General features: G+C 69.1%; 17 protein-coding genes. 10 read left to right on the forward strand and 7 right to left on the reverse strand.

All coding sequences use genetic code 11. The annotated features are described in order from the left end of the window. Positions 1-40: 40 nt before the first annotated feature. Positions 41-1141: a S1 family peptidase gene (locus ACH413_RS08880; protein ID WP_360033003.1), complete on the reverse strand. Its 1101-nt coding sequence runs from the start codon at positions 1139-1141 to the stop codon at positions 41-43. 499 nt (positions 1142-1640) lie between these two features. Here ACH413_RS08880 and ACH413_RS08885 point away from each other — a divergent pair, with 499 nt between their 5' ends. Continuing rightward, entirely contained in the window at positions 1641-3347 is a 1707-nt protein-coding gene (locus tag ACH413_RS08885) for a S8 family serine peptidase (protein ID WP_360033000.1), read from the forward strand. Between the two features lie 64 nt (positions 3348-3411). On the opposite strand, the gene ACH413_RS08890 is transcribed toward ACH413_RS08885, so the two are convergent. After that, positions 3412-4425: a hypothetical protein gene (locus ACH413_RS08890; protein ID WP_360032997.1), complete on the reverse strand. Its 1014-nt coding sequence runs from the start codon at positions 4423-4425 to the stop codon at positions 3412-3414. Between the two features lie 32 nt (positions 4426-4457). On the opposite strand from ACH413_RS08890, the gene ACH413_RS08895 reads away from it, so the two are divergent. Both ACH413_RS08895 and ACH413_RS08900 read left to right on the forward strand, forming a co-directional pair. After that, positions 4458-4700: an ATP-dependent Clp protease adaptor ClpS gene (locus ACH413_RS08895; protein ID WP_360032994.1), complete on the forward strand. Its 243-nt coding sequence runs from the start codon at positions 4458-4460 to the stop codon at positions 4698-4700. After that, positions 4697-5158 (forward strand): hypothetical protein, encoded by a 462-nt coding sequence (locus ACH413_RS08900; RefSeq protein WP_360032991.1) that lies wholly within the window; start codon positions 4697-4699, stop codon positions 5156-5158. Before ACH413_RS08895 ends, ACH413_RS08900 begins: the two co-directional genes overlap by 4 nt. Here the strand turns inward: ACH413_RS08900 and mshC are convergent. Continuing rightward, on the reverse strand, positions 5155-6393 hold the full coding sequence (mshC, locus tag ACH413_RS08905) for a cysteine--1-D-myo-inosityl 2-amino-2-deoxy-alpha-D-glucopyranoside ligase (protein ID WP_360032988.1): 1239 nt from the start codon (positions 6391-6393) through the stop codon (positions 5155-5157). The genes ACH413_RS08900 and mshC overlap by 4 nt on opposite strands. Positions 6394-6629: 236 nt before the next feature. Here mshC and ACH413_RS08910 point away from each other — a divergent pair, with 236 nt between their 5' ends. The 5 genes from ACH413_RS08910 to ctaD are packed head-to-tail and all read left to right on the forward strand — an operon-like array spanning position 6630 to position 18702. Then, positions 6630-10790 (forward strand): glycoside hydrolase family 2 TIM barrel-domain containing protein, encoded by a 4161-nt coding sequence (locus ACH413_RS08910; RefSeq protein ID WP_360032985.1) that lies wholly within the window; start codon positions 6630-6632, stop codon positions 10788-10790. A gap of 49 nt (positions 10791-10839) precedes the next feature. Next, the gene (locus ACH413_RS08915) at positions 10840-11622 is read left to right on the forward strand and encodes a slipin family protein (RefSeq protein WP_360032982.1); all 783 of its coding nucleotides are present in this window, start codon (positions 10840-10842) and stop codon (positions 11620-11622) included. Between the two features lie 58 nt (positions 11623-11680). Further along, complete coding sequence (locus ACH413_RS08920) at positions 11681-15577, forward strand: AAA family ATPase (protein WP_360032979.1); 3897 nt, start codon at positions 11681-11683, stop codon at positions 15575-15577. Beyond that, positions 15578-16903: a hypothetical protein gene (locus ACH413_RS08925; RefSeq protein ID WP_360032976.1), complete on the forward strand. Its 1326-nt coding sequence runs from the start codon at positions 15578-15580 to the stop codon at positions 16901-16903. 38 nt (positions 16904-16941) lie between these two features. Next, the gene (gene ctaD, locus ACH413_RS08930; RefSeq protein WP_360032973.1) at positions 16942-18702 is read left to right on the forward strand and encodes a cytochrome c oxidase subunit I; all 1761 of its coding nucleotides are present in this window, start codon (positions 16942-16944) and stop codon (positions 18700-18702) included. Here ctaD and ACH413_RS08935 read toward each other — a convergent pair. Further along, complete coding sequence (locus tag ACH413_RS08935) at positions 18699-19511, reverse strand: hypothetical protein (protein ID WP_360032970.1); 813 nt, start codon at positions 19509-19511, stop codon at positions 18699-18701. The two genes, ctaD and ACH413_RS08935, sit on opposite strands and share 4 nt — an antisense overlap. A 76-nt stretch (positions 19512-19587) precedes the next feature. Between ACH413_RS08935 and ACH413_RS08940 the strand changes: the two genes are divergently transcribed. Together ACH413_RS08940 and ACH413_RS08945 are read left to right on the forward strand one after the other, a co-directional pair. Beyond that, a complete protein-coding gene (locus ACH413_RS08940) occupies positions 19588-20124 on the forward strand; it encodes a DUF4240 domain-containing protein (protein ID WP_360032967.1) in 537 nt (178 codons plus the stop codon). Next, positions 20121-20642 carry a DUF4240 domain-containing protein gene (locus tag ACH413_RS08945; protein WP_360032964.1) on the forward strand — a complete coding sequence of 174 codons (522 nt, stop codon included), beginning with the start codon at positions 20121-20123 and terminating at the stop codon, positions 20640-20642. The genes ACH413_RS08940 and ACH413_RS08945 overlap by 4 nt, the downstream gene beginning before the upstream one ends. Here ACH413_RS08945 and ACH413_RS08950 read toward each other — a convergent pair. From ACH413_RS08950 to ACH413_RS08960, 3 genes are read right to left on the reverse strand one after another with little or no spacing between them, the layout of a single operon-like run. After that, complete coding sequence (locus ACH413_RS08950; protein WP_360032961.1) at positions 20610-20945, reverse strand: hypothetical protein; 336 nt, start codon at positions 20943-20945, stop codon at positions 20610-20612. The two genes, ACH413_RS08945 and ACH413_RS08950, sit on opposite strands and share 33 nt — an antisense overlap. 38 nt (positions 20946-20983) lie before the next feature. Next, entirely contained in the window at positions 20984-22912 is a 1929-nt protein-coding gene (locus ACH413_RS08955; protein WP_360032958.1) for a VWA domain-containing protein, read from the reverse strand. Then, entirely contained in the window at positions 22909-24300 is a 1392-nt protein-coding gene (locus ACH413_RS08960; RefSeq protein ID WP_360032956.1) for a sigma 54-interacting transcriptional regulator, read from the reverse strand. The genes ACH413_RS08955 and ACH413_RS08960 overlap by 4 nt, the downstream gene beginning before the upstream one ends. Positions 24301-24372 lie beyond the last annotated feature (72 nt).

Here is a 24372-nt window from a genome sequence, read left to right on the forward strand (position 1 = left end):
GAGCCTCCACGGATGGAGGCTCCCCCGTTCACTGCCCGCGTCAGCCCGTGGTGAGCGTCAGGCCGTAGGTCTCGAGGATCTCGTTGACCGGCTGGTAGTAGGTCGTGCCGCCGCTGGTGCAGTCACCGGAGCCACCCGAGGTGACGCCCTGCGCCTGCGTGCCGCTAACCCACGAGCCACCCGAGTCACCGGGCTCCGCGCACACGTTCGTGCGCGTGAGGCCGCTGACCGAGCCCTCCTGGTAGTTCACGGTCTGGCTCTTGGCCTGGACCTCGCCGCAGTGCCAGCCCGTGGTCGAGCCGGAACGGCAGATCGAGGCGCCGACCGCGGACTCGGTGTGACCGGACACGATGACGTCAGCGCCGCCGTAGTGGTTCACCTTGGCCGTGGACGTCCAGGACGAGTTGGTCTTCACGAACGAGTAGTCGTTGCCCGGGAAGGACGACTTCTCGAACTCGCCCATCGCCGTCTTGTCGACGCCGGTCACCGTGTCGCCGGGCGACCCGCAGTGCCCGGCGGAGACGAAGCCGCCCTCGACCGCGAAGCCGACGGAGCAGCGTCCCGCGTTGTTGATGTAGTAGGCGTCGCCGCCGCGGGTGTCCTTGAACAGCCGCGGGGCCTCGTCGGTCTCGACGACCTTCGCGACCGCGCCGGCCTTCTCCACCAGCGTCTTCGCCGCCTCGGTCTGGCCGCGCTTGACGGTGATCGTGACCGCGTTCGCCTTGGTGTCGACGAACCAGCCGGTGACCTCGGCCGGAGCCTGCGACGCGTCGAGCTTCGCCTTGGCCGCGTCGAGGTCACTCGCCTTGTGCGCGACCGTGCGGGGCTCCGCGCCGAGCTTGCGGAGCCGGTCGGTCTTGGTCGCGTCGGTCACGCCCACGACGAGCTTGCCGATGGACGCGTCGAACCACGCGCCGCCGTAGCTCTCGCCGGCGAAACCCTCCGCGACTCGCTGCAGGACCGTGGCCGCGCTCTCCTGGCGCAACCGTTCCGCCGCCTGCGTGGCGTCCAGCCCGAGGTCGCGCTGCATCGCGGCGAGCAGGTCGGCGGAAGGTCCCTCGGCGGCGACGGCGGCAGGGGAGACCGTCGTCGCGAGAGCACCCGCCAACACGGCCACAGCTGCGACAGCCATGCGCTTCATAGGCATTTCTCCTTGATCTTCGGTTTTGTGCAGGGCCGGTGTAACGCCGGACCGGGCAACCGCGATGAGGAGATCAGCTGTGCTGCAACACAGCGCGTACGACACCGGATGAATGGCGTCCCCAGGCGGCGAACTGCCCGATCAGTTCGTTCCTCCGTCTGGGCGACGCTACTTCGGCATGTCTACCGGACGGTAGGGTCGATCGAGGGGTGGACCTCGCGGCGTTCGGGTTGATATAGGGAAAGCAAATGCGTTCTCTCGGCCTATTTCCGTGACTGTCCGCAACTGTCGCTTTGACACGAAATGTCAAATCTGTCAACAGTTCGCACTCGTCGGCGTATCCCTCTGACCTGCGGTTTAGGGCTAGCGTGCTGGTCACCCTGTTCCCTGCACGAGGGAGAACCCTGCAATGCGAAGAGTCTTGGGTACGGGACTCGCTGCCGCGGCCGCCGTATGTCTGGCCGCCGCCGTGGTCCCCGCCGCATCAGCTCAAGAAAACGTGGGGACGATTCTCGGCGCCGACCGCGCCGATGTCGTGAAGGACAGCTACATCGTCTCGCTGAAGGCCGACACGGCGTCGAGGGCCGCCGCACCGGGCTTGGCGAGCAAGTACGGCGGCCAGGTCGGTCAGGTCTGGCAGCACGCGCTCAACGGCTTCTCGGTGAAGATGACGGCCAAGCAGGCCGCCAAGCTCGCCGCGGACCCGAAGGTCGCGTACGTCCAGCAGGACGCCGAGGTGCACCTGCTCGACGTCCAGCAGAACCCGCCGTCGTGGGGTCAGGACCGCGTCGACCAGCGCGACCTGCCGCTGAGCAACAGCTACCAGTACGACACCACGGCGTCCAACGTCACGGCGTACGTCATCGACACGGGTGTGCGCACGACGCACTCCACGTTCGGTGGCCGCGCGACGTGGGGCACCAACACCTCCGGTGACGGCAACAACACCGACTGCAACGGCCACGGCACGCACGTCGGTGGCACCATCGCGGGCGCCGAGTACGGCCTCGCGAAGGCCGCCAAGGTCGTCGCCGTCAAGGTGCTGAACTGCTCCGGCTCCGGCACCACCGCCGGTGTCGTCGGCGGTATCGACTGGGTGACCGCGAACCACGTCAAGCCCGCTGTCGCCAACATGTCGCTCGGCGGCGGCGCGGACGCCACCCTGGACGCGGCCGTGCGCCGTTCCATCGCGGCCGGCGTCACCTACGCCATCGCCTCCGGCAACTCGAACACCGACGCCTGCAGCACCTCGCCTGCACGCGTCACCGAGGCGATCACGGTCAACGCGTCGACCAACACCGACGCGCGCGCCTCGTTCTCGAACTACGGCTCCTGCACGGACATCTACGCACCGGGTCAGAACATCGTGTCGTCGTGGAACACCAACGACACCGCGACGAACAACATCTCCGGTACGTCGATGGCCACCCCGCACGTCGCGGGCGCGGCTGCCCTGTGGCTCGCCACGCACCCGACCGACAGCCCGGCCGCGGTGTGGGACGGCCTGAACGCCGCCTCCACGCCCAACAAGATCACCAACGTCGGCGCCAACACGCCGAACAAGCTGCTCTACACGCTGTTCGGCGGCGGCCAGCCGGGCAACCCCTCGGTGACGAACCCCGGCACGCAGACCTCCACGGTCGGCACGGCGGCGTCGTTGCAGCTCTCGGCCAGTGGCGGCACCGCGCCGTACACCTGGTCCGTGAGCGGCCTCCCGGCCGGTCTGTCGGCGTCCGCCTCCGGCGCGATCTCCGGCACCCCGACCACGGCGGGCACCTCGTCCGTCACCGCCACGGTGACCGATGCCGCGAACAAGACCGGCACGGCGACCTTCTCGTGGGTCGTCAACGCGGTCGGCGGCAGCTGTGACGCCCGGACCAACTCGACCCCGGTCGCGATCCCGGACCAGGCCACGGTGACCAGCACGATCGTCGTCTCCGGCTGCGCGGGCAACGCGTCGGCCACCTCGACGATCAAGGTCTCGATCACGCACACCTACAAGGGCGACCTCGTGGTCGACCTGGTCGCGCCCGACGGCACGGTCGTCAACCTGCACAACCGGACCGGCGGCTCGGCCGACAACATCAACGAGACCTACACCAAGAACCTCTCTGGTGAGGCTGCCAACGGCACCTGGACGCTGCGCGTGCGCGACGCGGCGTTCCTGGACACCGGCACGTTGAACAACTGGACGCTCGACGTCTGAGCAGACCAGCTGTAACCGCTGAACGAGACCGCCCCCGGTGCTTCCGCCCCGGGGGCGGTTTCCTTCATCTGAAGCGTTTCTCCGCCTCGGCCACCGCGTCCAGCACGACCGGAGGCAGCCCCGGCACGTCCCGCGCCTGCCGCCCCGCCTCGGCGAACACCTCACGGGCGAGCCCGATCTCCGCGACCCCGGCGAGCAGGTACAGCTCGTGCACGAAATCGCGCCCGAGCCCGACCTCCCGCCAGTCCGCCACAGCTCCCAGAGCGGCCCCGCACTCCCGCAACGCGTCCCAGGCAGCGCGGTGATCCCCGGCCTGGCGTTCGAGCCGGGCCAGGACGCACCACCCGACTGCGCGATCCCAGTCACTGTCCGCGAACGGGAGAGCCTCCCGCTGGGTCCGCGCCGCCTCCGCGAACTCCCCCAGATCCGCGAGCTCGTAGCGCAACTGGTTCAACGTGCTGATGTCCCTCGAACGGCCCAACGCCCACCGGTCCAGCTCGGCACGCGCCAGCTCCCGCTCCCCCGCCAGCTTCGCGCGCTCGACCCACGTCAGCGGGTCCTCGTCGGCGGGGTCTTGCGGGAACCACTCGTGGCGGCTCTCCAGCCACGCCCGCACGTCCTCGTCGGCCACGTCCCGGTCGAGGAGGAACTCCAGCACCTCGTCCCGGTCGGGATGATCACTCGCCCGCACGTGCGCGACCGTGGCCTCGGCACCGGCGGCGAAGACGTGCTCCTGGTCGTAACCGCACCAGGTGTCGAAGTTGGCGCGCTTGATCGCGTGCTGCCGCCACACGTCCTCGACCTGGCCGTGCACGGCCAGCAGGAAGCCGGCCAGCTGGGCCTCCTCGCCGATGCCCTGGAACGGCGCGTTGCGACGGCACAACGCCTCCTGCTCGGCCAGGAACCGCAGCAGTGGCAGGTCTTCGGGCCGTCGGTCGTACTGCAGGGCCCACAGGACTTTGGCGCGCGGCACCTCGTTCGCGTCGTCGCCGTCGTTGATGCTCTCGTAGCGCAGTTCCTGCCACGCTGCCGCTGACTCCCGCATGCGCGCGAGGTCGCGCCGTGCCGCCTCCATCACGGTTCCATTGTGGTCTGCCGCATACTTCGTCCATGACTTCTGGGGGAAGTTGGCAGGTCGTCGTGCACAACGACGACGTGAACTCGTTCGTGCTCGTGCACCACGTCCTGCGCACGGTTTGTGGCCACGACGATGCGCAGGCACGAGAGAAGACGATGGACGTCCACCGCTCCGGCCGTTCCGTCGTAGGTGTCTACGACCGTGCTACCGCCGAGGCGATGGCCTTGCGGCTGGTGAGGTTCGGGGTGCGCGCGACGGTGGACGGTGCGCGATGACCGAGGTGCACTTCGACGCCTTCCCCGCCGGGGACGGCCTGCTGGCCCGCAGTTCGGACGAGAACCTCACGGCGATGGCCGACCGGCTCGACGAGCTGGTTCGCCTGCTCGAGAACGGCGTGGTGCCACCGGGACGCGAGAGGTGGTGGCGCGCTCCGGCGGCGGACGTGCTGCTGAGGCGGATGTTCCCGATCTCCGACGAGTTCTGGGCCGTGCACCGCGAGATCCTCACCGATCCCGGCCCCGCGAGGAGGGTGCGCGCCAAGATCGACGAACCGACGCCGTGGCTGATCGGCTTCGACGAGGTCGACGACTGGCTCATCGCGTTCGCCCTGATGCGCGCGCTCTACGTGACACGGAGAACCGCGTCGGCCTCGGGCGCCGAGACGTTCAACCACGTCCCTGAGTGCCTGGCGGTGGCGCTGCACCCGAGCAGCGCCACCGGCTGGCCTGTCTAGAGGTCCACGCCCAGAAGCGCGTCCACCGCGTCACGGATCTGTGACGGCCCGTGCTTGTCCGACCCGCCGTGCGTCAACGCCTCGTCGGCCCACGCGTCGATCGCGGCCAAGGCCTTCGGCGTGTCGAGGTCGTTGCCCAGGTGGTCGCGCAGCCGCGTCACGGTGTCCACAGCGGACGGTCCGGTGTCGCGGCCGGCGGCCTGGCGCCACTTGTCGAGCCGCGCGAGTGCCGTGTCCAGCAGCTCCTGCGACCACGGGCGGTCTTCGCGGTAGTGGCCGGAGAGCAGGGCCAGGCGGACGGCGTTCGGGTCGACCTTCTGCGAGCGCAGCTTCGAGACGAAGACCAGGTTGCCGCGCGACTTCGACATCTTCTCGCCGTCGAGGCCGATCATGCCCGCGTGCACGTAGTGGCGGGCGAACGGGTGCTGGCCGGTCTGGGCCTCTGCGTGCGCCGCGGAGTACTCGTGGTGCGGGAAGATCAGGTCGGAGCCGCCGCCCTGGACGTCGAAGCCGGAGCCGAGGCGGTTGTGGGCGATGGCGCTGCACTCGATGTGCCAGCCGGGGCGGCCCTCGCCCAGTTCGGACTCCCACGCGGGCTCGCCGGGACGCTTCATGCGCCACAGCAGCGCGTCGAGCGGGTGGCGCTTGCCGGGGCGGTCCGGGTCGCCGCCGCGTTCGGCGAACAGCCGCAGCATCTCCTCGGCCGAGTAGTTCGACTCGTAGCCGAACCGGCCCGTGGCGTCGTGCGCGAAGTAGATGTCCGGGTACTCGGAGTCGTCGGCGCGGTACGCGTGGCCGTCGTTGAGCAGCTTGACGACCACCTCGACGATCTCCGGGACCGCCTCGACGACGCCGACGTAGTCCTGCGGCGGCAGGACGCGCAACGCCTCCATGTCCTCGCGGAACAGGGCGGTCTCGCGCATCGCGAGCACCTCCCAGTCGTCCTTGTCCCGCAGCGCCCGCTCCAACAGCGGGTCGTCCACGTCGGTGACGTTCTGGACGTAGTGCACGTTGTGGCCGTTGTCGAGCCACACGCGGTGCACGAGGTCGAACGCGAGATAGGTGGCGGCGTGGCCGAGGTGCGTCGCGTCGTACGGCGTGATCCCGCAGACGTACAACCTGGCGGTGTCTCCTGGAGCCGTCGGACGCACTTCGCCCGTGGCCGTGTCGAACAGCCGCAGCGGGCGGGGGTCCCCCGGAACCCGCGGCACAGGAATTGATGACCAGGTCTGCATGTATCCGACACTAACGCGTGCTGCGGAGTGGAGCGTGATTTCCGGACGTTGGGACGCGTCGGCCAGATCCGTTCGGACAGAAAGAGCGGACATTCGTTGACGCCGTCCTCACGCCGCCCCTAGCTTCCGAAGGCATGCTTCGTGTCGTCGTAGCCACGGTGGTAGCGCTCTCACTGGCCCCCGCAACCGCGCAGGCCGAACCCCTGGATGCCTTGGCATATCTGGAGAATCCCAGAATGACGGGCGAGAACCAGGAACCTCCGCACCCGGATCTGAAACCCGAGCGCAGGCTCAGCCTCAACGGCGAGTGGCGCATCCGGATGTTCGACAGGCCGCAGGACGTGAGAGACACGCCCGACGGATGGCGCACGGTCAAGGTCCCCCACACGTGGCAGACCGACTTCCTCGACCACCCGATGTTCCGCAACATCCCCACCGAGATGTACCCGGACGCCCCACCGGCGATCCCGCACGACGTCAACCCGACCGGTGTCTACGAGAAGACGTTCGACCTGCCGCAGAACTGGGACCGCACGCTGGTCCGCTTCGAGGGCGTGACCAGCGGATACTTCGTGTGGGTCAACGGCGCGTACGTCGGCTATGACCAGGGCGGCTACACGCCCGCCGAGTTCGACATCACCAGCAAGCTCAAGCCCGGCCGCAACACGATCAGACTCCAGGTCCACCGCTGGGGCTCCGGCTCCCACCTGGAGGACTACGACCAGTGGCGGTTCTCCGGCATCTTCCGCGAGGTCTGGCTCTACTCGACGCCGAAGACGTACCTCCAGGACGTCACGATCAAGACCGACCTGGACGCCCAGTACCGCGACGCCACGATCAGCGCGGACGTCAAGATCGGCGGCCCGCAGGAGGGCCACACCGTCCGGACCAGGCTCTTCGACCCGCTGGGCCGCGAGGTCCCCATCCGGGACGGCAGGGTCACCGACCCGCTGAAGTGGACCGACGAGACCCCGAACGTCTACGAACTCCGGATCGAACTGGTCAAGGACGGCCGTGTGATCCAGACCGGCAGGCAGCCGGTGGGGTTCCGCAAGATCGAGATCATCGACCGGCAGTTCAAGATCAACGGGAAGCGCGTGCTGTTCCGCGGCACCAACCGGGCCGAGACGTCAGTTCACGGCAGCCGCTACGTCACCCGCGCCGACCAGGACAAAGACGTCCAACTGATGAAGCGGTTCAACATCAACGCCGTGCGGACGTCGCACTACCCGAGCGACCCGTACTTCTACGAGCTCGCGGACCGCAACGGCCTGATGATCGCCGACGAGGTCGACATCGAGACCCACCACCACGACGGCTGCCCGACCAACTGCCTCGCCGAACGCCCCGAGTGGCAGGACGCGTTCCAGGACCGGTTCACCGCCATGATGCAGCGCGACAAGAACCACCCGAGCGTGGTCATGTGGGACACCGGCAACGAGGCCGGTCTCGGCAAGGCGCACTACACGATGGCCGAGTACGCGCGGAAGAACGACACCCGCCCGCTGTACCACCAGCCGAACGTGCCGGACGGCGACGCGCCGTTCGCGGACGTGGCCGGCCCGCGCTACCCGTCGCCCGCGAGTCTCGAAGCCAAGGCGAAGACCACGACCAAGCCGATCATCATGGGCGAGTACGCGCACGCGATGGGCAACAGCCTCGGCAACTTCAAGGAGTTCTGGGACGTCGTCCGCGCCTATCCGCAGGTGCAGGGCGGGTTCATCTGGGACTGGGCCGAGCAGAACATCGCCCTGCCGCTCTACACCACGCCCGATGACGCCAACGGCATCCTCTCCTACCTGTCCGGCAAACCGTCCCAGGTGGACGGACCGCACGGCAAAGCGTTGCAACTCAGTGGACTCGACGACTTCGTGGAGGTCTACCGCGACCGCAAGCTCGACGAGGTCACCAACGGCCTCACGCTGGACGCCTGGGTCAAGCCCGACACCTGGACCGGCGACTTCACCGTCATCTCCAAGGGCGACCACCAGTACGCGCTGAAGATGTCCAACGCCACCACACTGGAGTTCTTCGTCCACAGCGGCACCTGGCGCACGGTCAGGGCCACGGTCCCGGCGGACTTCTACGGCAACTGGCACCGCGTCACCGGCACGTTCGACGGCGCGAAGCTGCGGTTGCTGATCGACGGCCGCGAGGTCGCCACCACCGAGTTCAGCGGCGCGATCGACTGGTCGCACTGGCCGGTCAACATCGGCCGCAACGCCGAGACCATGCAGGAGAACGTCGGCACCCGCATGGCGCACGGCTCGGTCGACCAGGTCCGGATCTACCACCGCGCCCTGACCGACGCCGAACTCGCGGCAGATCCGAAGAAGACCGCCGTGCTGGCGCTCGACTTCGAGAAGCTGGAGGACAAGGGCCGTCAGCAGTCCTACGGCGCGGGCACCGGTGGCGTCGACGGCGTGGTGTGGTCGGACCGCAGGCCGCAGCCGGAGACCACCGAGCTGATGGCCGTCCACTCCCCCATCCGCTTCTCCTTCTCGGACAACAAGCTCACGACCGTCAGCGAACGCCAGTTCACCGGCACCGACGACCTCGAACTGCGCTGGCAGGTCCAAGACAACGGCCGCACGATCGCCGAGCACCGCGGCAGGCTCCAGCCGGGCACGATCACGTTGCCGGACTTCCAGGCCGAGACCGAGCGGTGGCTGACCGTCCGCGCGACCGACCGGCAGGGCAACGACGTCGGCATCGCGGACTTCCCGCTGGGCGGCACGCAGATCGCCGGCCTGCACACGCCGGGAGCGCCCGGCAAACTCACGACCACCCAGACCGACGTCGAGATCGTGGTGTCCGGCAGGGACTTCCGGTACGTCGTCAGCAAGCGGTCCGGCACGCTCACGTCGATGCGCGTGCGCGGCTCCGAGCTGCTCAAGACCGGCCCGGAGCTGGACGCGTGGCGCGCCCCGCTGTCGAACGAGTTCATGAGCGAGGACGGTTCCTGGTACCGCAACGGTCTCGACCGCCTCAAGACCACGCCGTCGAGCGTCACCGTCACCCAGAACGCGACGGACACGGTCATCACGGCCAAGTCCACCGCCCAGGCCGTAGCCGACGCGTCGTTCGGCCAGACCTTCACCTACCGGATCACGGGTGACGGCGAGATCAACGTCGGCCACCGGGTCGCCGCCCGGGACCGCATGCGCGACCTGAGCTACCTGCCCGGCATCGGCTTCACTCTCAAGGTTCCCGCCGACTACGGCAGGTTCACCTGGTACGGCCGCGGTCCCGGTGAGAACTACGACGACCGCAAGGCGGGCAACCCGGTCGGCGTCTACCAGTCCACTGTGGACAAGGAGTTCAACGACTACTACAAGCCGCAGGACTTCGGCAACCACGCGGACACGCGCTGGGCGACGCTGTCCAACGGCCGCGCTGGCCTGCTCGTCGCGGGCGACCTGGACGTCCGGGTCTCGCGGTACGACGACCTCGACCGCGCCGCGTACCCGTTCGCGCTCAAGAAGAACGACGGCTGGACGACCCTGCACGCGGCACATCGCGTGACAGGTGTCAGCGAGACGTTCCACGAGCCGTTGCCGCAGTATCAGGTGGAGGCGGGCAACGAGTACGCGTACTCCGTGCTGCTGCGCCCGCTCACGCCCGTGGAGGCCGCCACGGGCAAGCTCGGCCGCAACGTCGACTGCGCTCCTGCCGCGCAGCTCAACGCCGCCGACACCGTCCTCGAACCAGGTGAGCAGGTCGAGGCGGAACTGGTCGTGACGAAGCCGTGCCCCGGCAGGACCACGGCCAGGCTGACCGCGCCGGACGACTGGTCCGTCACGCCGGGCACCGTCGACCTCTCCAGCGGCTCCGCGAAGGTGACGATCAAGCGCGAGGGCGGGGAAACCGGCACGCGTCCGATCTTCGCGGAGATCAGCTCGGGCAAGGCGACGAGCACGATCATCAAGGACTTCACCGCCACGCCGCGTCCGCCGCAGGGTGAGGCTCAGGTGTCCGCGCTGGAGTTCCTGAACGAGCGCAACGGCTGGGGCCCGATCGAACGCGACCGCAGCAACGGTGAGAACGCGGGCGGTGACGGCAACCCGATGAGCATCCGGGGAGCGAAGTTCGACCGGGGCGTCGGCACGCACGCCGACTCGGAGTTCCAGGTCTACACCGGCGGGAAGTGCTCCGCGCTCACCGCCACGATCGGTGTCGACGACGAGACGAACGGTGGCGGCACCGTCCGGTTCGAGGTGCTGAAGGACGGCGTGTCCGCCTACCAAAGCCCCACGCTGACAGGACAAAGCGCCGCCGTACCTATCACCGTCGACACGTCTGGAGCAACGGTGCTGACGTTCCGGGTGACAGACGGCGGTGACGGCAACGCCCACGACCACTCCGACTGGGCGAACCCCGTTCTGAGCTGCGTTTGAGGCGTACCGTTGGAGATCAAGGGCATTCGCCGATGAAAGGCGGGGTCTCATGATCTTCTTCGAAATCCTCGGTGGTCTCGTCGCGCTCGGAGGCCTCGGCCTCGCCATGAGCGCGCGAGTGATCAAGCAGTTCGAACAGGGACTGGTGTTCCGGTTCGGCAAGCTCCAGGAGGGCGTGCGCGGGCCGGGGCTGACGATGCTGGTTCCCGGGGTCGACCAACTCCGGAAGGTCAACCTGCAGATCGTCACCCTCCCCGTGCCGGCCCAGGACGGCATCACGCGCGACAACGTCACCGTGCGCGTCGACGCCGTCATCTACTTCAAGGTGCAGGACGCCGCGAAGGCCGTCGTCAGCATCGAGGACTACCGGTTCGCGATGCAGCAGGTCGCGCAGTCCTCGCTCAGGTCGATCATCGGCAAGAGCGAGCTCGACGACCTGCTGTCCAACCGGGAGCGCCTCAACCAGGGCCTGGAGCTGATGATCGACACACCCGCGCTGGAGTGGGGCATCGACATCGACCGCGTCGAGATCAAGGACGTGGCGCTGCCGGAGAGCATGAAGCGCTCGATGTCGCGGCAGGCCGAGGCCGAACGCGAGCGCCGCGCCCGGATCATCACCGCGGACGGCGAGTTGCAGGCCTCCAAGAAGCTCTCCGAGGCCGCCGGGACCATGGAGGCGACGCCCGGCGCGCTTCAGCTGCGGCTGTTGCAGACCATCGTGGAGGTGGCGGCGGAGAAGAACTCGACGCTGGTGCTGCCGTTCCCGGTGGAGCTGCTGAGGTTCCTGGAGAAGAACACGAACCTCGAGCTGCCCAAGGATTCGGCCGAATGAGTTAACCGGAGTAACGGCCCTTGCCGCACAACGACGTGTGGACAGGGGGTAGTGAGTCATGCAGGAGAGGGTCAGAGGCAGGTTCGTCGGCATCGGCGTCGGCTCCTACGAGCTGGTGCAGCCGCTGCAGCACGCCGTGAGCGACGTGCGGGAGTTGCGCGCGCTGCTCAAGGGCTACGAGGGCGAACCGCTGGCCGACCCGACCGAGGCCGAGATCCGCGCGCACATGAAGGCGCTGCGCGCCAAGCCGCAGGACGGCGGCGCGCTGGTGGCGTTGTGGAGCGGGCACGCCATCCCCGTCGCGGGCAACCTCAGGCTCCTGGCCAGGGACAACGACGGCGTGGTCGACGGGATCATGCTGCACGAGTTCGCGCTGTGGTGTGCCGCGTCGGGCGCGCACCAGGTGCTCATCGTCATCGACGCCTGCTATGCCGGCGCCCAGCTCGACGAGGCCGTGCGCACGGTCGCGGCCGTCCAGGAGGAGCTGCTGGCGGGCCAGGCGCACTGGGCGGGCGTGCTGGTGGCGTGTTCGAGCGTCGAAACGGCCCGTGACGGCCTGTTCGGCGGGAAGCTCCGCAAGCTGCTGCGTGCCGGTCCCACGGCCGATGAGGACGCACGGCGGTGGAGCGACCGCATCGCGTTGATCGACGGTGGTGCGGTCGGTACCGCACTCCTGAACGCGTGGGACAGCGACATCCAACGGCCGCGCTTCATGCAGTACGGGTCCGCACAGCCGATGCTGCCGAATCCTCTCTACGCCGCGAACACGGTCGTGAAGCACCTTCTGCTCGCGGCCCGCGGTGGTGACTCCACGACCAACCGGTCGTGGTTCACCGGCCGCACCGCCCAGGTCGACAAGGTCGTGAGCTGGGTGAAGTCCGGGGCGGCCGGTCTGCGGGTGGTCACCGGGTCGCCGGGCACGGGCAAGTCCGCGGTCGTCGGCCGAGTTGTCAGCCTGTCCAACTCGGCCGAGCGCGACCGCCTGCTGTCCGCCGGGCCGTCGTTCCGGCACGCCGACCCCGGTCCCGAGTCGGTCGACGCGGCCGTGCACGCCCGCGCGATGGACGCCGACCGCGTCGCCGACCTGCTCAGCCGCCAGCTCGTCGCCGCGGGCCTGGTCCCCGCACCCGACGGCCCGCGCCGGGGCGCCGCCGAACTGGTGGGCGTGGTCAGCGCGTTGACCGAACCGCCGGTGCTGGTGGTCGACGGCCTGGACGAGGCGCGCGGCGAGTCGTTCTCGATCGCCACCTCGCTGCTGACCAAGCTCGCTGCCTACGCCGTCGTGATCGTCTCGACGCGGCAGGCGCACCGGGTCGCGGGTGGCGCTCCCCTGCTGACCGAGCTGTCGCCGGTCGAGGTGCTCGACCTCGACGAGGCGGGCAGCGAGGCCGACGTGCGCGAGTACGTCCTGGCACGTCTGGGACCCGGCGCTCCGCAGTCCACTGTGGACGAGCTGGCGAAGCTGCCGTTCCTGACCGCGTGGATGATCACCGACCAGGTGCTGGCCGACGGCGGTGGCGATCTCCGGTTCTCGCTGGAGGCGGCGTTCGACCGTGAACTCGCGAAGGTGCCCTCAGCTCGTGCGCTGCTGACCGCGTTGACGTGGAGCTACGGCGCGGGGTTCCCCGAGGCCGAGTGGATGGCGGTCGCGCAGGCGTTGTCCGGCGAGGAGTTCACCCGTGACGACATCACCGCCGTGCTCACCGAGCTGGGCCGCCACGTCGTGCAGGACGGCGAGGAGGGCACGGCCGTCTTCAAGCTGACGCACCAGACGTTCGCGGACCACCTGCGGCCGCAGTTCGCGCCGAGCCGGGAGGTGGTGTTCGCACCGGGCGCGGAGAAGGTGGCCTGCGCGTTGATCCGGCTCTACCGGCAGCGCCTGGAGGCCGGCGTGCCGCCGAACGTGCCGGGTTACCTGTGGAAGTACGCGTGGCGGCACTGCGGGCACGCAGGCACGCAGGCGTTGGACGGGCTGCGCGACCTCGCGGGGATGAACCGGATGTTGTTGCCGGACATCGCACTCGCGGCCACGACGTCGGCTAACGAGCTGATGCACTGGGGTCGCGGCGACGAGGCCATCGCGCCGTTGGAGGAAGCAGCCGAACACTTCCGCGCACTCGTGCCGACACTGCGGATGTACTTGGCGGACTTGGCTTTCGTGCTGAACAAGCTCGGCCGGCGGTTCCGCGACGCCGGACGCCTGCAACAGGCCGTGGCGCCCGCCGAAGAGGCCGCCGTGCGCTACCGCGAGCTGGTGGCGTCGACACCGACGACGGCAGAAAGCCTTACGCACAAACGGCTCGCGCAACGCATCGCGAAGACGACGACGCACGGCGGCGACAACCCGACGTACGCGGCGCACCTCAGCGGCGCGTTGGTGGACCTGAGCGAGGTATACGCGATGCTCGGCCGTCGGCAAGAGGCGCTGTCCACGGCACGTGACGCCGTCGCGGCCGTCGAAACCGATGCACCGCTTGCGCGCGCGGTGACGTGTCTTGCCGCCCGATGCAGCGACTCGGGCCTGCGTTATGAGGCCATGCAACGGTCGAAGCAGGCCGTCGAGCTGTACTACTCGCTCGCGCAGACGAACCCGGTGTTCCTCGCGGACCTGGTCAGCGCGTTGGTGGAACTGAGCCGCGACTACCTGGCGCTGGGCAGGCTGTCCGACTCCGACAGCATGACCCGGCAGGCCGCGGAGATCAGCGGCACGCTCGGCCGGCACGCCGCGTTCCGTCCCCAGCTCGCGGACGCGGCGCTGAGCCTGAGCGTCGCCTACAGCATGGTCGACCGCACGGACGCGGCCCTCAACGCCGCCCGGCAGGCCGCCGACCTCGCCGAGGGCTCGCGCATCCACGCCCAGGCGCTGCACAACCTGATGCGCCGCCAGCGGGACGCGGACAAGCCCAGGGAGGCGCTGGCCACCGGGCTGCGGACCGTCGAGGTCTGCCTGCTGCCGGAGAACGTCGACCGGCTCTCGACGCTGTCCGCCGCGTTGTTCACGCTCGACACGATCTGCGCGGGACTCAAGCAGCCCGAGATCGTCGAGGAGACCTGGGAACGGGTGACCGCGCGGTTCAACGGCCCGCACCTCGCCACGCTGCTGATGCTGCGGGCGGCCGCGACGAAGGCCGGTGATCCGGCGGCGGCGAAGTGGCTGTGCCAGGCGCTCACGCACGTCGGCCAGTCACGGCAGGCGATCCACGACGTGCACGACATCGCACGCCGTCACTACGACTCGGGTCCGTGGCCGTGGGACTCCACGCCGGACTGGCTGACGGTCGACCGTGCGTTGCTCAAGACCGCACGCTTGTGGGTGTTCGCGCGCTCGTACGCCGAGGAGCGCGCGCTCCTGGTCGCACACCCCGAGTTGTTGTCGACCGACGCGGACGTCGCCGTCACGGAGGCGTTGTACGGCACGAGCCTGATCGAGGCGCAGGTCATCCAGTCCCGCCGCACGACCGCGCAGCAGCAGGGCGTCGCACTCGCCTATCGGCCGTGGCTGCTCGCGAGTCTCGCGGACGAGTTCATGGACGCCACGCCCGCACGCCGTCGCGAACTCCTCGCCACGCGACGGGAGGAGTTGCTGGACAAGGAAGTGCTGAAGAACGTCCGCGACAACCGGCCCGTGCACGCGTTGCTGCTGCTGGCCGACGAGGACGCCGATGTGCTCGATCTCGTGCTGGACGCCGTGGAGGACCCTTCGCGCGTGACCGACATCCTGCGTGGGCTCGCCACCGGTGCTTCACCGCAGGCCTTGAGCCAGGCCGTGACGGCATTGGAGCCGCACGCCTTGGCGGCGCTGTACAAGGCGGTCGCGCGCGCTCGGGCCGGTGACGAACGTCTGGCGTTGCCCGCGCCGGACCAGCGTCTGGTCTGGATCCATGAGCTGACCTACCTGGTGCCCGCGAACCTCGCGTTGCTCTCCCTCATCCGCAAGCTCGCAGAGGAGTCCTAGATGACCGATCTGGTGGTGGTCCTGCCCGGCATTCTCGGCAGCACGCTGCGCAACGCGGACGGCATGGTCTGGGAGGTGTCCGGCAGGGCCGCGTTGCGCGCGGTGCTGACGCTGGGCCGCAGCCTGGGGAGGTTGAAGCTGCCCGCCGGCATCGGCGACGAGCACCCCCAGGACGGGGTCGAGCCCGTCGCGCTGATGTCGGACCTGCACGTCATCCCGGGCATCTGGACGCCGTTGAAGGGCTACGACCGGGTGACGCGCAGGATGAACTCGCTCGGCTACACCGTCGAGAAGGGCAATCTGCTGCTCTTCGCCTACGACTGGCGGCTGTCGAACCGCTACAACGGCGCGTTGCTCGCCCGGCGGGTGGACGAGGCGCTGGACCGGATCGGGCCGGACGCCAAGGTCAGCTTCGTGTGCCACTCGATGGGCGGGCTGGTCGCGCGGTGGTGCATCGAGCAGTGCGGGATGGCCGAGCGCACGGCGAAGCTGATCACGATGGGCACGCCGTATCGCGGAGCCGCGGCCGCGTTGGACCAGCTGGTCAACGGCGTGCGCAAGGGGCTCGGGCCGTTGGCGATCGACCTGACGGAGTTCGCGCGGTCGATGCCGTCGCTGCACCAGCTGTTGCCCGAGTACGCGTGCATCGAGTCGCCTGGTGGCCTGCTCAAGACCACTGAGACCTCGTTGCCCGAGCTCGACACGAAGATGGTCGAGGACGCGATGGCGTTCCACGGCGCGTTGACCGACTCTTTCGCTGATCAGACGTACGCGATCCTCGGCGGTAAGCAGCCGACGGCCACCACTGCTCGGATCGCCGACGGCAAAGTCACCTGCTTGCGGACGTACGAGGGCGAGGACCTGTACGGGGATGCGACCGTGCCCATGGTCGGCGGCGCACGGCGTGGGTTGGCGTTGTCGTCGAACACGCTGCACCGCGTGACGGAGCAGCACACGTCGTTGCAGGACAACGCCGCCGTACTGGACGCGGTGGAGTCGTTCCTGACCGCGAAGGCCGTCGTCCCGCGCAACGTGACGGCGACGGAGCCCCAGCTCACCGTGCCCGACCTCGTGCTGACCGGGGAGGACCTGGAGGTCACCGTCGAGCTGAAGGACACGGCGGCGCGGGCGGTGAAGGTGGCGTTGCTCGACGAGAACGGCAAACAGGTCGAATCGCGCAGTCCGGCGATCTCCGAGAGGATGACGATCAAATTCGATGAATTGGTCCCCGGCGCCTACTACGTGCAGGTCAGCGGCATTTCGGTAGGTGCTCCGGTGGTCCCGGTGACCAGTGCGGTGCTCGTCATGGATTGCCCCCCGGTCTGACCGGGAGGACGATTCACGTCTGGCACGGAGGAGGCGCGATGACCACGATCAAGCCCACGCCTGTGGTGCCCCATCCGGGGGCGGCGCGTGCACGGCCGAAGGGTTCGTACTTCCTCTCGTTGTTCAAGACGACAGATCCCAAGCAGATCGGGATCATGTACCTGACCACGTCGTTCGCGTTCTTCATGATCGGCGGCGTGATGGCGCTGCTGATGCGCGCCGAACTGGGGCGGCCGGGTCTGCAGTTCCTGTCGAACGAGCAGTACAACCAGCTGTTCACCATGCACGGCACGATCATGCTGCTGCTCTACGCGACGCCGATCCTGTTCGGGTTCGCGAACTACATCCTGCCGCTGCAGATCGGCTCGCCGGACGTCGCGTTCCCACGCCTCAACGCCTTCTCGTACTGGCTCTACCTGTTCGGCGCCATCATCACCGTCTCGGGGTTCCTGACGCCCGGTGGCGCGGCGGACTTCGGCTGGTTCGCGTACACACCGCTGTCGTCGGCCGTGCACTCGCCGGGCATCGGCGCGGACCTGTGGATCATGGGTCTGGCGATCTCCGGTCTGGGCACGATCCTCGGCGCGGTCAACATGACGACGACCGTGGTGTGCCTGCGGGCGCCGGGCATGACGATGTTCCGCATGCCGGTGTTCACCTGGAACATCCTGGTGACGTCCGTGCTGATCCTGCTCGCGTTCCCGATCCTGACCGCGGCGCTGATGGGCCTGGCGGCGGACCGGCACCTCGGGGCGCACGTGTTCGACCCGGCCAACGGTGGCGTGATCCTGTGGCAGCACCTGTTCTGGTTCTTCGGCCACCCCGAGGTGTACATCGTCGCGTTGCCGTTCTTCGGGATCGTGACCGAGGTCTTCCCCGTGTTCAGCCGCAAACCGTTGTTCGGCTACAAGGGTTTGGTGTTCGCGACGCTGGCGATCGCGATGCTGTCCGTGGCCGTGTGGGCGCACCACATGTACGCCACGGGTGCGGTGCTGCTGCCGTTCTTCGCGCTGATGACGTTCCTCATCGCGGTGCCCACGGGCATCAAGTTCTTCAACTGGATCGGCACGATGTGGAAGGGGCAGCTGACGTTCGAGACGCCGATGCTGTTCTCGATCGGCTTCCTCGTCACGTTCCTGTTCGGTGGCCTGACGGGCATCCTGCTCGCCTCGCCCGCCGTCGACTTCCACGTGTCCGACACGTACTTCGTGGTGGCGCACTTCCACTACGTGCTGTTCGGCACGATCGTGTTCGCCACGTACGCGGGCATCTACTTCTGGTTCCCGAAGATGACCGGGCGGATGCTCAACGAGCCGTTGGGCAAGCTGCACTTCTGGACGACGTTCCTCGGGTTCCACGGCACGTTCCTCGTCCAGCACTGGCTGGGCAACGAGGGCATGCCGCGCCGCTACGCCGACTACCTCGCCTCCGACGGCTTCACGACGCTGAACATGATCTCGACGATCAGCTCGTTCCTGCTCGGCGCGTCCGTGCTTCCGTTCGTGTGGAACGTCTTCCGCTCCTACCGCTACGGCGACCCGGCACCGCAGGACGACCCGTGGGGCTACGGCAACTCGCTGGAGTGGGCCACGACGTCACCCCCGCCGCGGCACAACTTCAAGGAGCTGCCGCGGATCCGTTCGGAGCGTCCGGCGTTCGAGCTGCACTACCCGCACATGGTCGAACGGATGCGGGACGAGGCGCACTTCTCGCTGACCCATCCCGGAAAGCATCGTGCCGGGAAGGACGAGGCCACCGAGAAGGCGCTCGCGTCCACTGACCGCGACGGGACCGACTAGCGGCGTCCGGGGACCATCCCGGCTTCGACCACGGCCTTGCTGAGCGGCGCGGCCAGTTCGACGAACCGCTGCTTCTCCTGGTCGGAGAGGACGTCGTAGGCCGGCGCGGCCATGCGGTCCGTGTCGTCCTCGATGCCCTGCCGCAGCTCGCGCCCCTGCTCGGTGAGCAGCTGGTCTTGGTTCACCAGCCCGCGCTTCTGCAGGTCTTCCACCGTCGCCGCCCACTGCTCCTCCGACCACGCACGCGTCTTGCGCAACACGTCGGCCGGGTAGTCACCCGTCGCGACGTGCAGCACCAACGCCTCGATGCCGGAGATGTTGTGCCGCAGCAGAGCCGCGAGATGCCCGTCGCCGCGGAACTCGCGCAGCAACGTCTGGGCGTGGAACAGCTGCAGGCGGGGCTCGTCCGGCCACGGCAGGCGCGCGTGCGCGGCGAACAACGTGCGGCCGCTCAGCATCTCCTTCGACCGTTCGGCAGCGCGCTTCGCCAGCTCGGTGATCTCCTTCAGATCATCGGGCAGGGCCTTCGCGAGAGCCTCGTCCGCCGCCTCCCAGCGCAGTTCGAGCATGCGCTCCGGCGTGACCTTCTCCCACGCCTGGGGAATGCGCGCCCGCACGATCTCGGGGTTGAAGTTGTAGAAGGTCGCGATCACGATCTCGGCCCCGACCGCCCCCAGCGCCGCCGCCCGTGACGCGAAGTACCCGCCGGGCCGGTCGAGCCCGACGCTCGCGTACCGGGAGTCCGCCTCGGGGGCGAAGTAGATCATTCCGTGGACGGCCTCGAGCGAACGAAACAGGTTCCTGATCATGTGTCTCAACCTAGAACGTTCCGGCTCGTAAGTCAGGCGCCAAAAATTGTCAGACCCCTCTGCCAAGCTTCTAGACGTGGATCAGAACACCTTCTGGAAGCTCATCGCCGACGCCCGTGCGAGCGTCTCCGACCCGTCCGACGGCGAGGAGGTGGCCGCGGCCGCCTCCGCCCTGCTGGCAGCCCGTCCGCCCGCCGAGATCGTGGCGGCGCAGCAGGTCCTGTGGGATCTGCTGGCCGTCTCGTACCAGAACCCGCTGTGGGCGGCGGCCTACCTGATCAACGGCGGCTGCTCGGACGACGGCTTCGACTACTTCCGCGGCTGGCTCCTCACCCAGGGCGAGGAGACCTACACCGCCGTCGTGGCCTCGCCCGACTCGCTGGCCTCCCTGCCCGCGGTCGTGGAGGCCGCCGAGTCCGGCATGGAGTTCGAGTGCGAGTCGGCCCTGTCCATCGCCTGGAACGCCCACATCAAGGCCACCGGGATGCAGTTGCCGCAGGACGCCTTCCGGATCAGCTACCCCGATCTCGACCCGGACTGGGACTTCGACTTCGACGACAGCGCCGAGCTCGCCGTCCGCTTACCCCGCCTCGCCGCGCTCTACGAGTCGTGACCGACGCCTTCTGGAGCCTGATCGAGTCGGCCCGGGCCGGCACCACGACGTGCTGCGAGGTGGCCGCGAAGGCTGCCGCGCTGCTCGCCACCCGGCCGCCGGCCGAGATCGTGGCGACCCACCAGGCGCTGTGGCGGCTGATGGACGCCTCCTACGTCGCCCCGCTGTGGGCGGCGGCGTTCCTGATCCGCGGCGGGTGTTCCGACGACGGCTTCGACTACTTCCGCGGTTGGCTCCTGACCAGGGGAAGGCAGGTGTTCGAGGCCGCCGTGGCCGACCCGGACTCCCTGGCCGGCCTCACGCTGACCCCTGACCTCACCGGCAGGATCGGCACCTGCGAGAACACCCTCTCCCTCGCGCAGCAGGCCCACGAGGCCGCCACCGGCGAAGACCTCCCCGACGCGGCCTGGGAACCCGGCAACCGCCCAGCCCTGGACCCGTCCTGGGACTTCGACTTCGAGGACGGGACCGAGATGCGCCAACGCTTACCCCGCCTCGCGGCCGTCCACCTGAGCTGATCGGGCGATGAGGACGCCGAACGCCACGTGATCCAGCCACTGCGGCACCTTGGGCAGCGCACGGATCTGCGCGTTGCGGCGCCCGATGATCTCCAGGTCGAGGGCGGCGATCACCAACCCGGCCGCCGCCCCACCGACCACACCGCGCACCCGAAGCCGTGTCAGCACGAACGTCCAGAACGCAGACACGGCAAGGTGCACCACAACGCCGGACCGAACCCCACCGCCGACCAACGACCCGGCGGCTCTGGTGGCGCGCAACAGGTCGTCACCCGCCACCAGAGCGTGCACGGTCGAAGGCACACCGCTGAGCACAACGGCAAGGAGGAACCGACGCACCATCAACGACGCCGGCGCCGAGACCTCAGGTAGTCGCTGACCACGGCGGCCCCGAGCCCTTCCTCGTCCGCCGACACCACGCGCCCGCCACCACGGCGGGCCACGATGTCGACGAAGGCGGCCAGCCGAGGGTCGTCGCCCAGCTTGAACACGGAGATCGTCGCGCCGAGCCGAGCCAGTGCGTCGACCTCGTTCAGGGTCTTGGCCAGGGTCCGGGGCAGCGGCGGGTAGTTGAACTCCGCGTCCCCCTCGGGCTCCAGGTGGGCCGTGGGCTCGCCATCGGTCACGACCAGCACCACGGGCTGTGCGTCGGGATGCCGGCGCACGTGGCGTCCTGCCAGCAACAGGGCGTGGTGCAGGTTCGTGCCCTGCTCCCACACGCCTTCCAGCGCGGTCAGCTGACCGATGTCCACGGCCTCGGCGTAACGCCCGAAGGTCACCAGTTGCAGAGCGTCCGTCCGGAAACGGGTGCGCACGAGGTGATGCAGGGCGAGGGCCGTGCGTTTCATCGGCACCCAACGGCCGTCCTGCACCATCGACCAGGAGGTGTCCACGCACAGAGCGACGGCCGCACGGGTGCGGTGTTCGGTCTCGGACACTTCCAGGTCCACGACGTCGAGGGACATCGAGCCGGAGCGCAGCACGGAGTTGCGCAGGGTTCGTGGCACGTCCCAGGGTTCGGTGTCGCCGAACTGCCACGGCCTGGTCGAGCCGATCAGTTCGCCCGCGGCGCCGGCGGACGTGGTCTCGCGCGAACCCTGCGACGAGCGGAGCTGGTCGACGACGCCGCGCAGTGCCGTTTCGCCCAGGCGCCGCAACGCTTTGGGCGTCAGGCGCAGCGAGCCGTCCGGGGCGCGTTCCACGATGTTCTGCTGGCGCAGCGCCTTTTCGAGCTCCGCCAGGCGACGGGCGTCGACCGAGGCCGACTCGCCGAGCTGGCGTTCCAGGGCTTCGAGGTCGATGTCCTCCAGGCGTGCGCCCGGATACGACTGGGAGAGCTGTTCGGCCAGGGCGTCGAGTTCGGCCAGGTCCGCCATGGCCTGCGCGCCCTCGCCCAGGCCCAGCGGGTCCTGGCCGCGGAAGCGGGCCGACGACGTCCAGTCCTCGCCGGGGCGCAGGCGTTGCAACAACGAGTCCAGAGTGGACAGAGAGGAGCCGATACCACCGAAGGCCTGCTGGGACAACGCGGACAGCTCGGCCCGCTGGGCGTCGGTCATCGAGTTCATCATGCGTTGCGCGGCCGCCGAACGGGCGGCCAGCGCGTCGATGAGCTCGTCGACGTTGCGGGGCTGCTCCGGGAAGAACTCGCCGTGCTTGCGCATGAAGTCGTCGAACATGCGCGGCGTGTCCGGGGAGCCGGAGGCGTGCGCCTCCAGCAACGAGTTGAGGTCGCGAAGCATGCGCTGGATGCGCTTGACGTCCTCGGCGTCCACGTTGGACATGGCTTCCTTGATGCCCTGGAAGCGCTGGTCCAGCAGTTCACGGCCGAGCAGGTCGCGGATCTGCTCGAACGCCTCGCGGGCCTCCTGCGAACGCCAGTCGTAGGAGGACAGCTCCTGCACGGCCGCGGCGGTGCCCGGTGGCAGTGCGTCGAGCTGGGCCTCGCGGAAGCGCGCGTCGTCGGACGGGTCCGGGAACAGCGCGCGGCGCTCGGCCTCGACCGCCTTGTCCAGCAACTGCCTGACCTCGGTCAGCGTGCCGTCCAGGCGGTGCCGGCGCTGGATCGACGCACGGCGCTGCCACAGGCGCGAGGTCAGGTCGTCGAGGCCGCGGGTGCCGTCGACGCCGCGGCGCAGCAGTTCGCGCAGGGCGGACTGCGGCGAGGCGCCCTCCATGATCTCGCGGCCGAGCTCGTCCACGGCCGCGCGGAGGTCCACCGGGGGCGCCAGCGGATCGGCGCCGCCGCCCCAGCGTCCGTAGCGGTATCTCATCCGTACACCGATCGGTCGTCGTCGGAGGAGTTGTCCTTCGACAGGTGGCGGGTCAGGTACAGCGACTCCAGGGCCAGTTCCACGGCGGAGGCGATGCGGCCGACGGGGTCCTTCGGGCCCGCGCCCATGCGGGCCGCCACCTCGTGCAGGATCGGGAGCTCCGGCAACGCCGCCAGCAGGTCGCCCGCGTGCACCCGGTCGCCGGTCGCGACGGGGTGGCCGTCCGAGACGACCTCGGCCAGCGCGCGCAGGTTCAGGCCGGCCAGCCGGGCACGAGCCGTGTCGGCGATCGAGCGGCGCAGCAGGTGGATGAGGACCTCGTCCTCACGGCCCTCCTCCCCCGCCTCGAACTCGAGCTTGCCGCGCAGCACGTCCGGCACCGACTCGAGGTCGACCGGGCGGGCGATGGCCGGGGTCTCGCCGATCAGCGCGGACCGGCGCAGTGCCGACGCCGCGACGGTCTCCGCCGCCGCGACCGCGAACCGGGCCGAGACGCCCGAGCGCTGGTCGATCGACGACGACTCGCGCAGGTGGCGGACGAACCGGGCGATGATCTCCAGCAGGTGGTCTCCCACCTCGGCGACGAGATCGGCTTCCTGGCGGACCAGGTCGACCTCGGCGTCGATCTCCAACGGGTAGTGCGTGCGGACCTCGGCGCCGAAGCGGTCCTTCAGAGGCGTGATGATGCGGCCGCGGTTCGTGTAGTCCTCGGGGTTCGCGGTCGCCACGAGCAGCACGTCCAGCGGCAGCCGCAGCGTGTAGCCGCGGACCTGGATGTCGCGCTCCTCCATGACGTTGAGCAGCGAGACCTGGATGCGTTCTGCCAGGTCGGGCAGTTCGTTGATGGCGATGATGCCGCGGTGGGCGCGCGGGAGCATGCCGTAGTGGATCGTCTCCGGGTCGCCGAGCGAACGGCCTTCGGCGACCTTCACCGGGTCGACGTCGCCGACCAGGTCGCCCACGGACGTGTCGGGCGTCGCGAGCTTCTCCGCGTAGCGCTCGTCGCGGTGCCGCCACACCACCGGCAGGTCGTCGCCGAGCTCGGCGGCCCGCCTCTTCGACTCGGGCGTGATCGGGTCGAGCGGGTGTTCGCCCAGCTCGGAGCCCTCGATGACGGGCGTCCACTCGTCGAGCAACGACACGATGGTGCGCAGCAGGCGGGTCTTGCCCTGCCCGCGTTCGCCGAGCAGGACGACGTCGTGGCCGGCCAGGAGAGCGCGTTCGAGCTGAGGGAGCACCGTGCGGTCGAAACCGACGATGCCGGGCCACGGATTGCGTCCTTCGCGCAGGGCCGCGAGGAGGTTCTCCCTGATCTCGGTCTTGACGCCGCGCGGCAGGTGCCCGGCGGCGCGCAGTTCGCCCGCCGTGCGGGCCAGGTTCTGGGTCACGCAGACGACGCTACGCACCGAATCGGGACCCGTCGATGTGGAGCAACTCCAGGCGCGGGCGGGGCCCGTGCG

Source organism: Lentzea sp. NPDC020367 (genome assembly GCF_044387305.1).
In the GTDB taxonomy this organism is placed as follows: Bacteria; Actinomycetota; Actinomycetes; order Mycobacteriales; family Pseudonocardiaceae; genus Lentzea.

Excerpts from the sequence above, each read along its gene's own strand:
- ACH413_RS08880 (WP_360033003.1), bottom strand. The coding sequence starts at position 1,141 with ATGAAGCGCATGGCTGTCGCAGCTGTGGCCGTGTTGGCGGGTGCTCTC.
- ACH413_RS08895 (WP_360032994.1), top strand. The coding sequence starts at position 4,458 with ATGACTTCTGGGGGAAGTTGGCAGGTCGTCGTGCACAACGACGACGTG.
- ACH413_RS08900 (WP_360032991.1), top strand. The coding sequence starts at position 4,697 with ATGACCGAGGTGCACTTCGACGCCTTCCCCGCCGGGGACGGCCTGCTG.
- mshC (WP_360032988.1), bottom strand. The coding sequence starts at position 6,393 with ATGCAGACCTGGTCATCAATTCCTGTGCCGCGGGTTCCGGGGGACCCC.
- ACH413_RS08910 (WP_360032985.1), top strand. The coding sequence starts at position 6,630 with ATGACGGGCGAGAACCAGGAACCTCCGCACCCGGATCTGAAACCCGAG.
- ACH413_RS08915 (WP_360032982.1), top strand. The coding sequence starts at position 10,840 with ATGATCTTCTTCGAAATCCTCGGTGGTCTCGTCGCGCTCGGAGGCCTC.
- ACH413_RS08920 (WP_360032979.1), top strand. The coding sequence starts at position 11,681 with ATGCAGGAGAGGGTCAGAGGCAGGTTCGTCGGCATCGGCGTCGGCTCC.
- ACH413_RS08925 (WP_360032976.1), top strand. The coding sequence starts at position 15,578 with ATGACCGATCTGGTGGTGGTCCTGCCCGGCATTCTCGGCAGCACGCTG.
- ctaD (WP_360032973.1), top strand. The coding sequence starts at position 16,942 with ATGACCACGATCAAGCCCACGCCTGTGGTGCCCCATCCGGGGGCGGCG.
- ACH413_RS08935 (WP_360032970.1), bottom strand. The coding sequence starts at position 19,511 with ATGATCAGGAACCTGTTTCGTTCGCTCGAGGCCGTCCACGGAATGATC.
- ACH413_RS08955 (WP_360032958.1), bottom strand. The coding sequence starts at position 22,912 with ATGAGATACCGCTACGGACGCTGGGGCGGCGGCGCCGATCCGCTGGCG.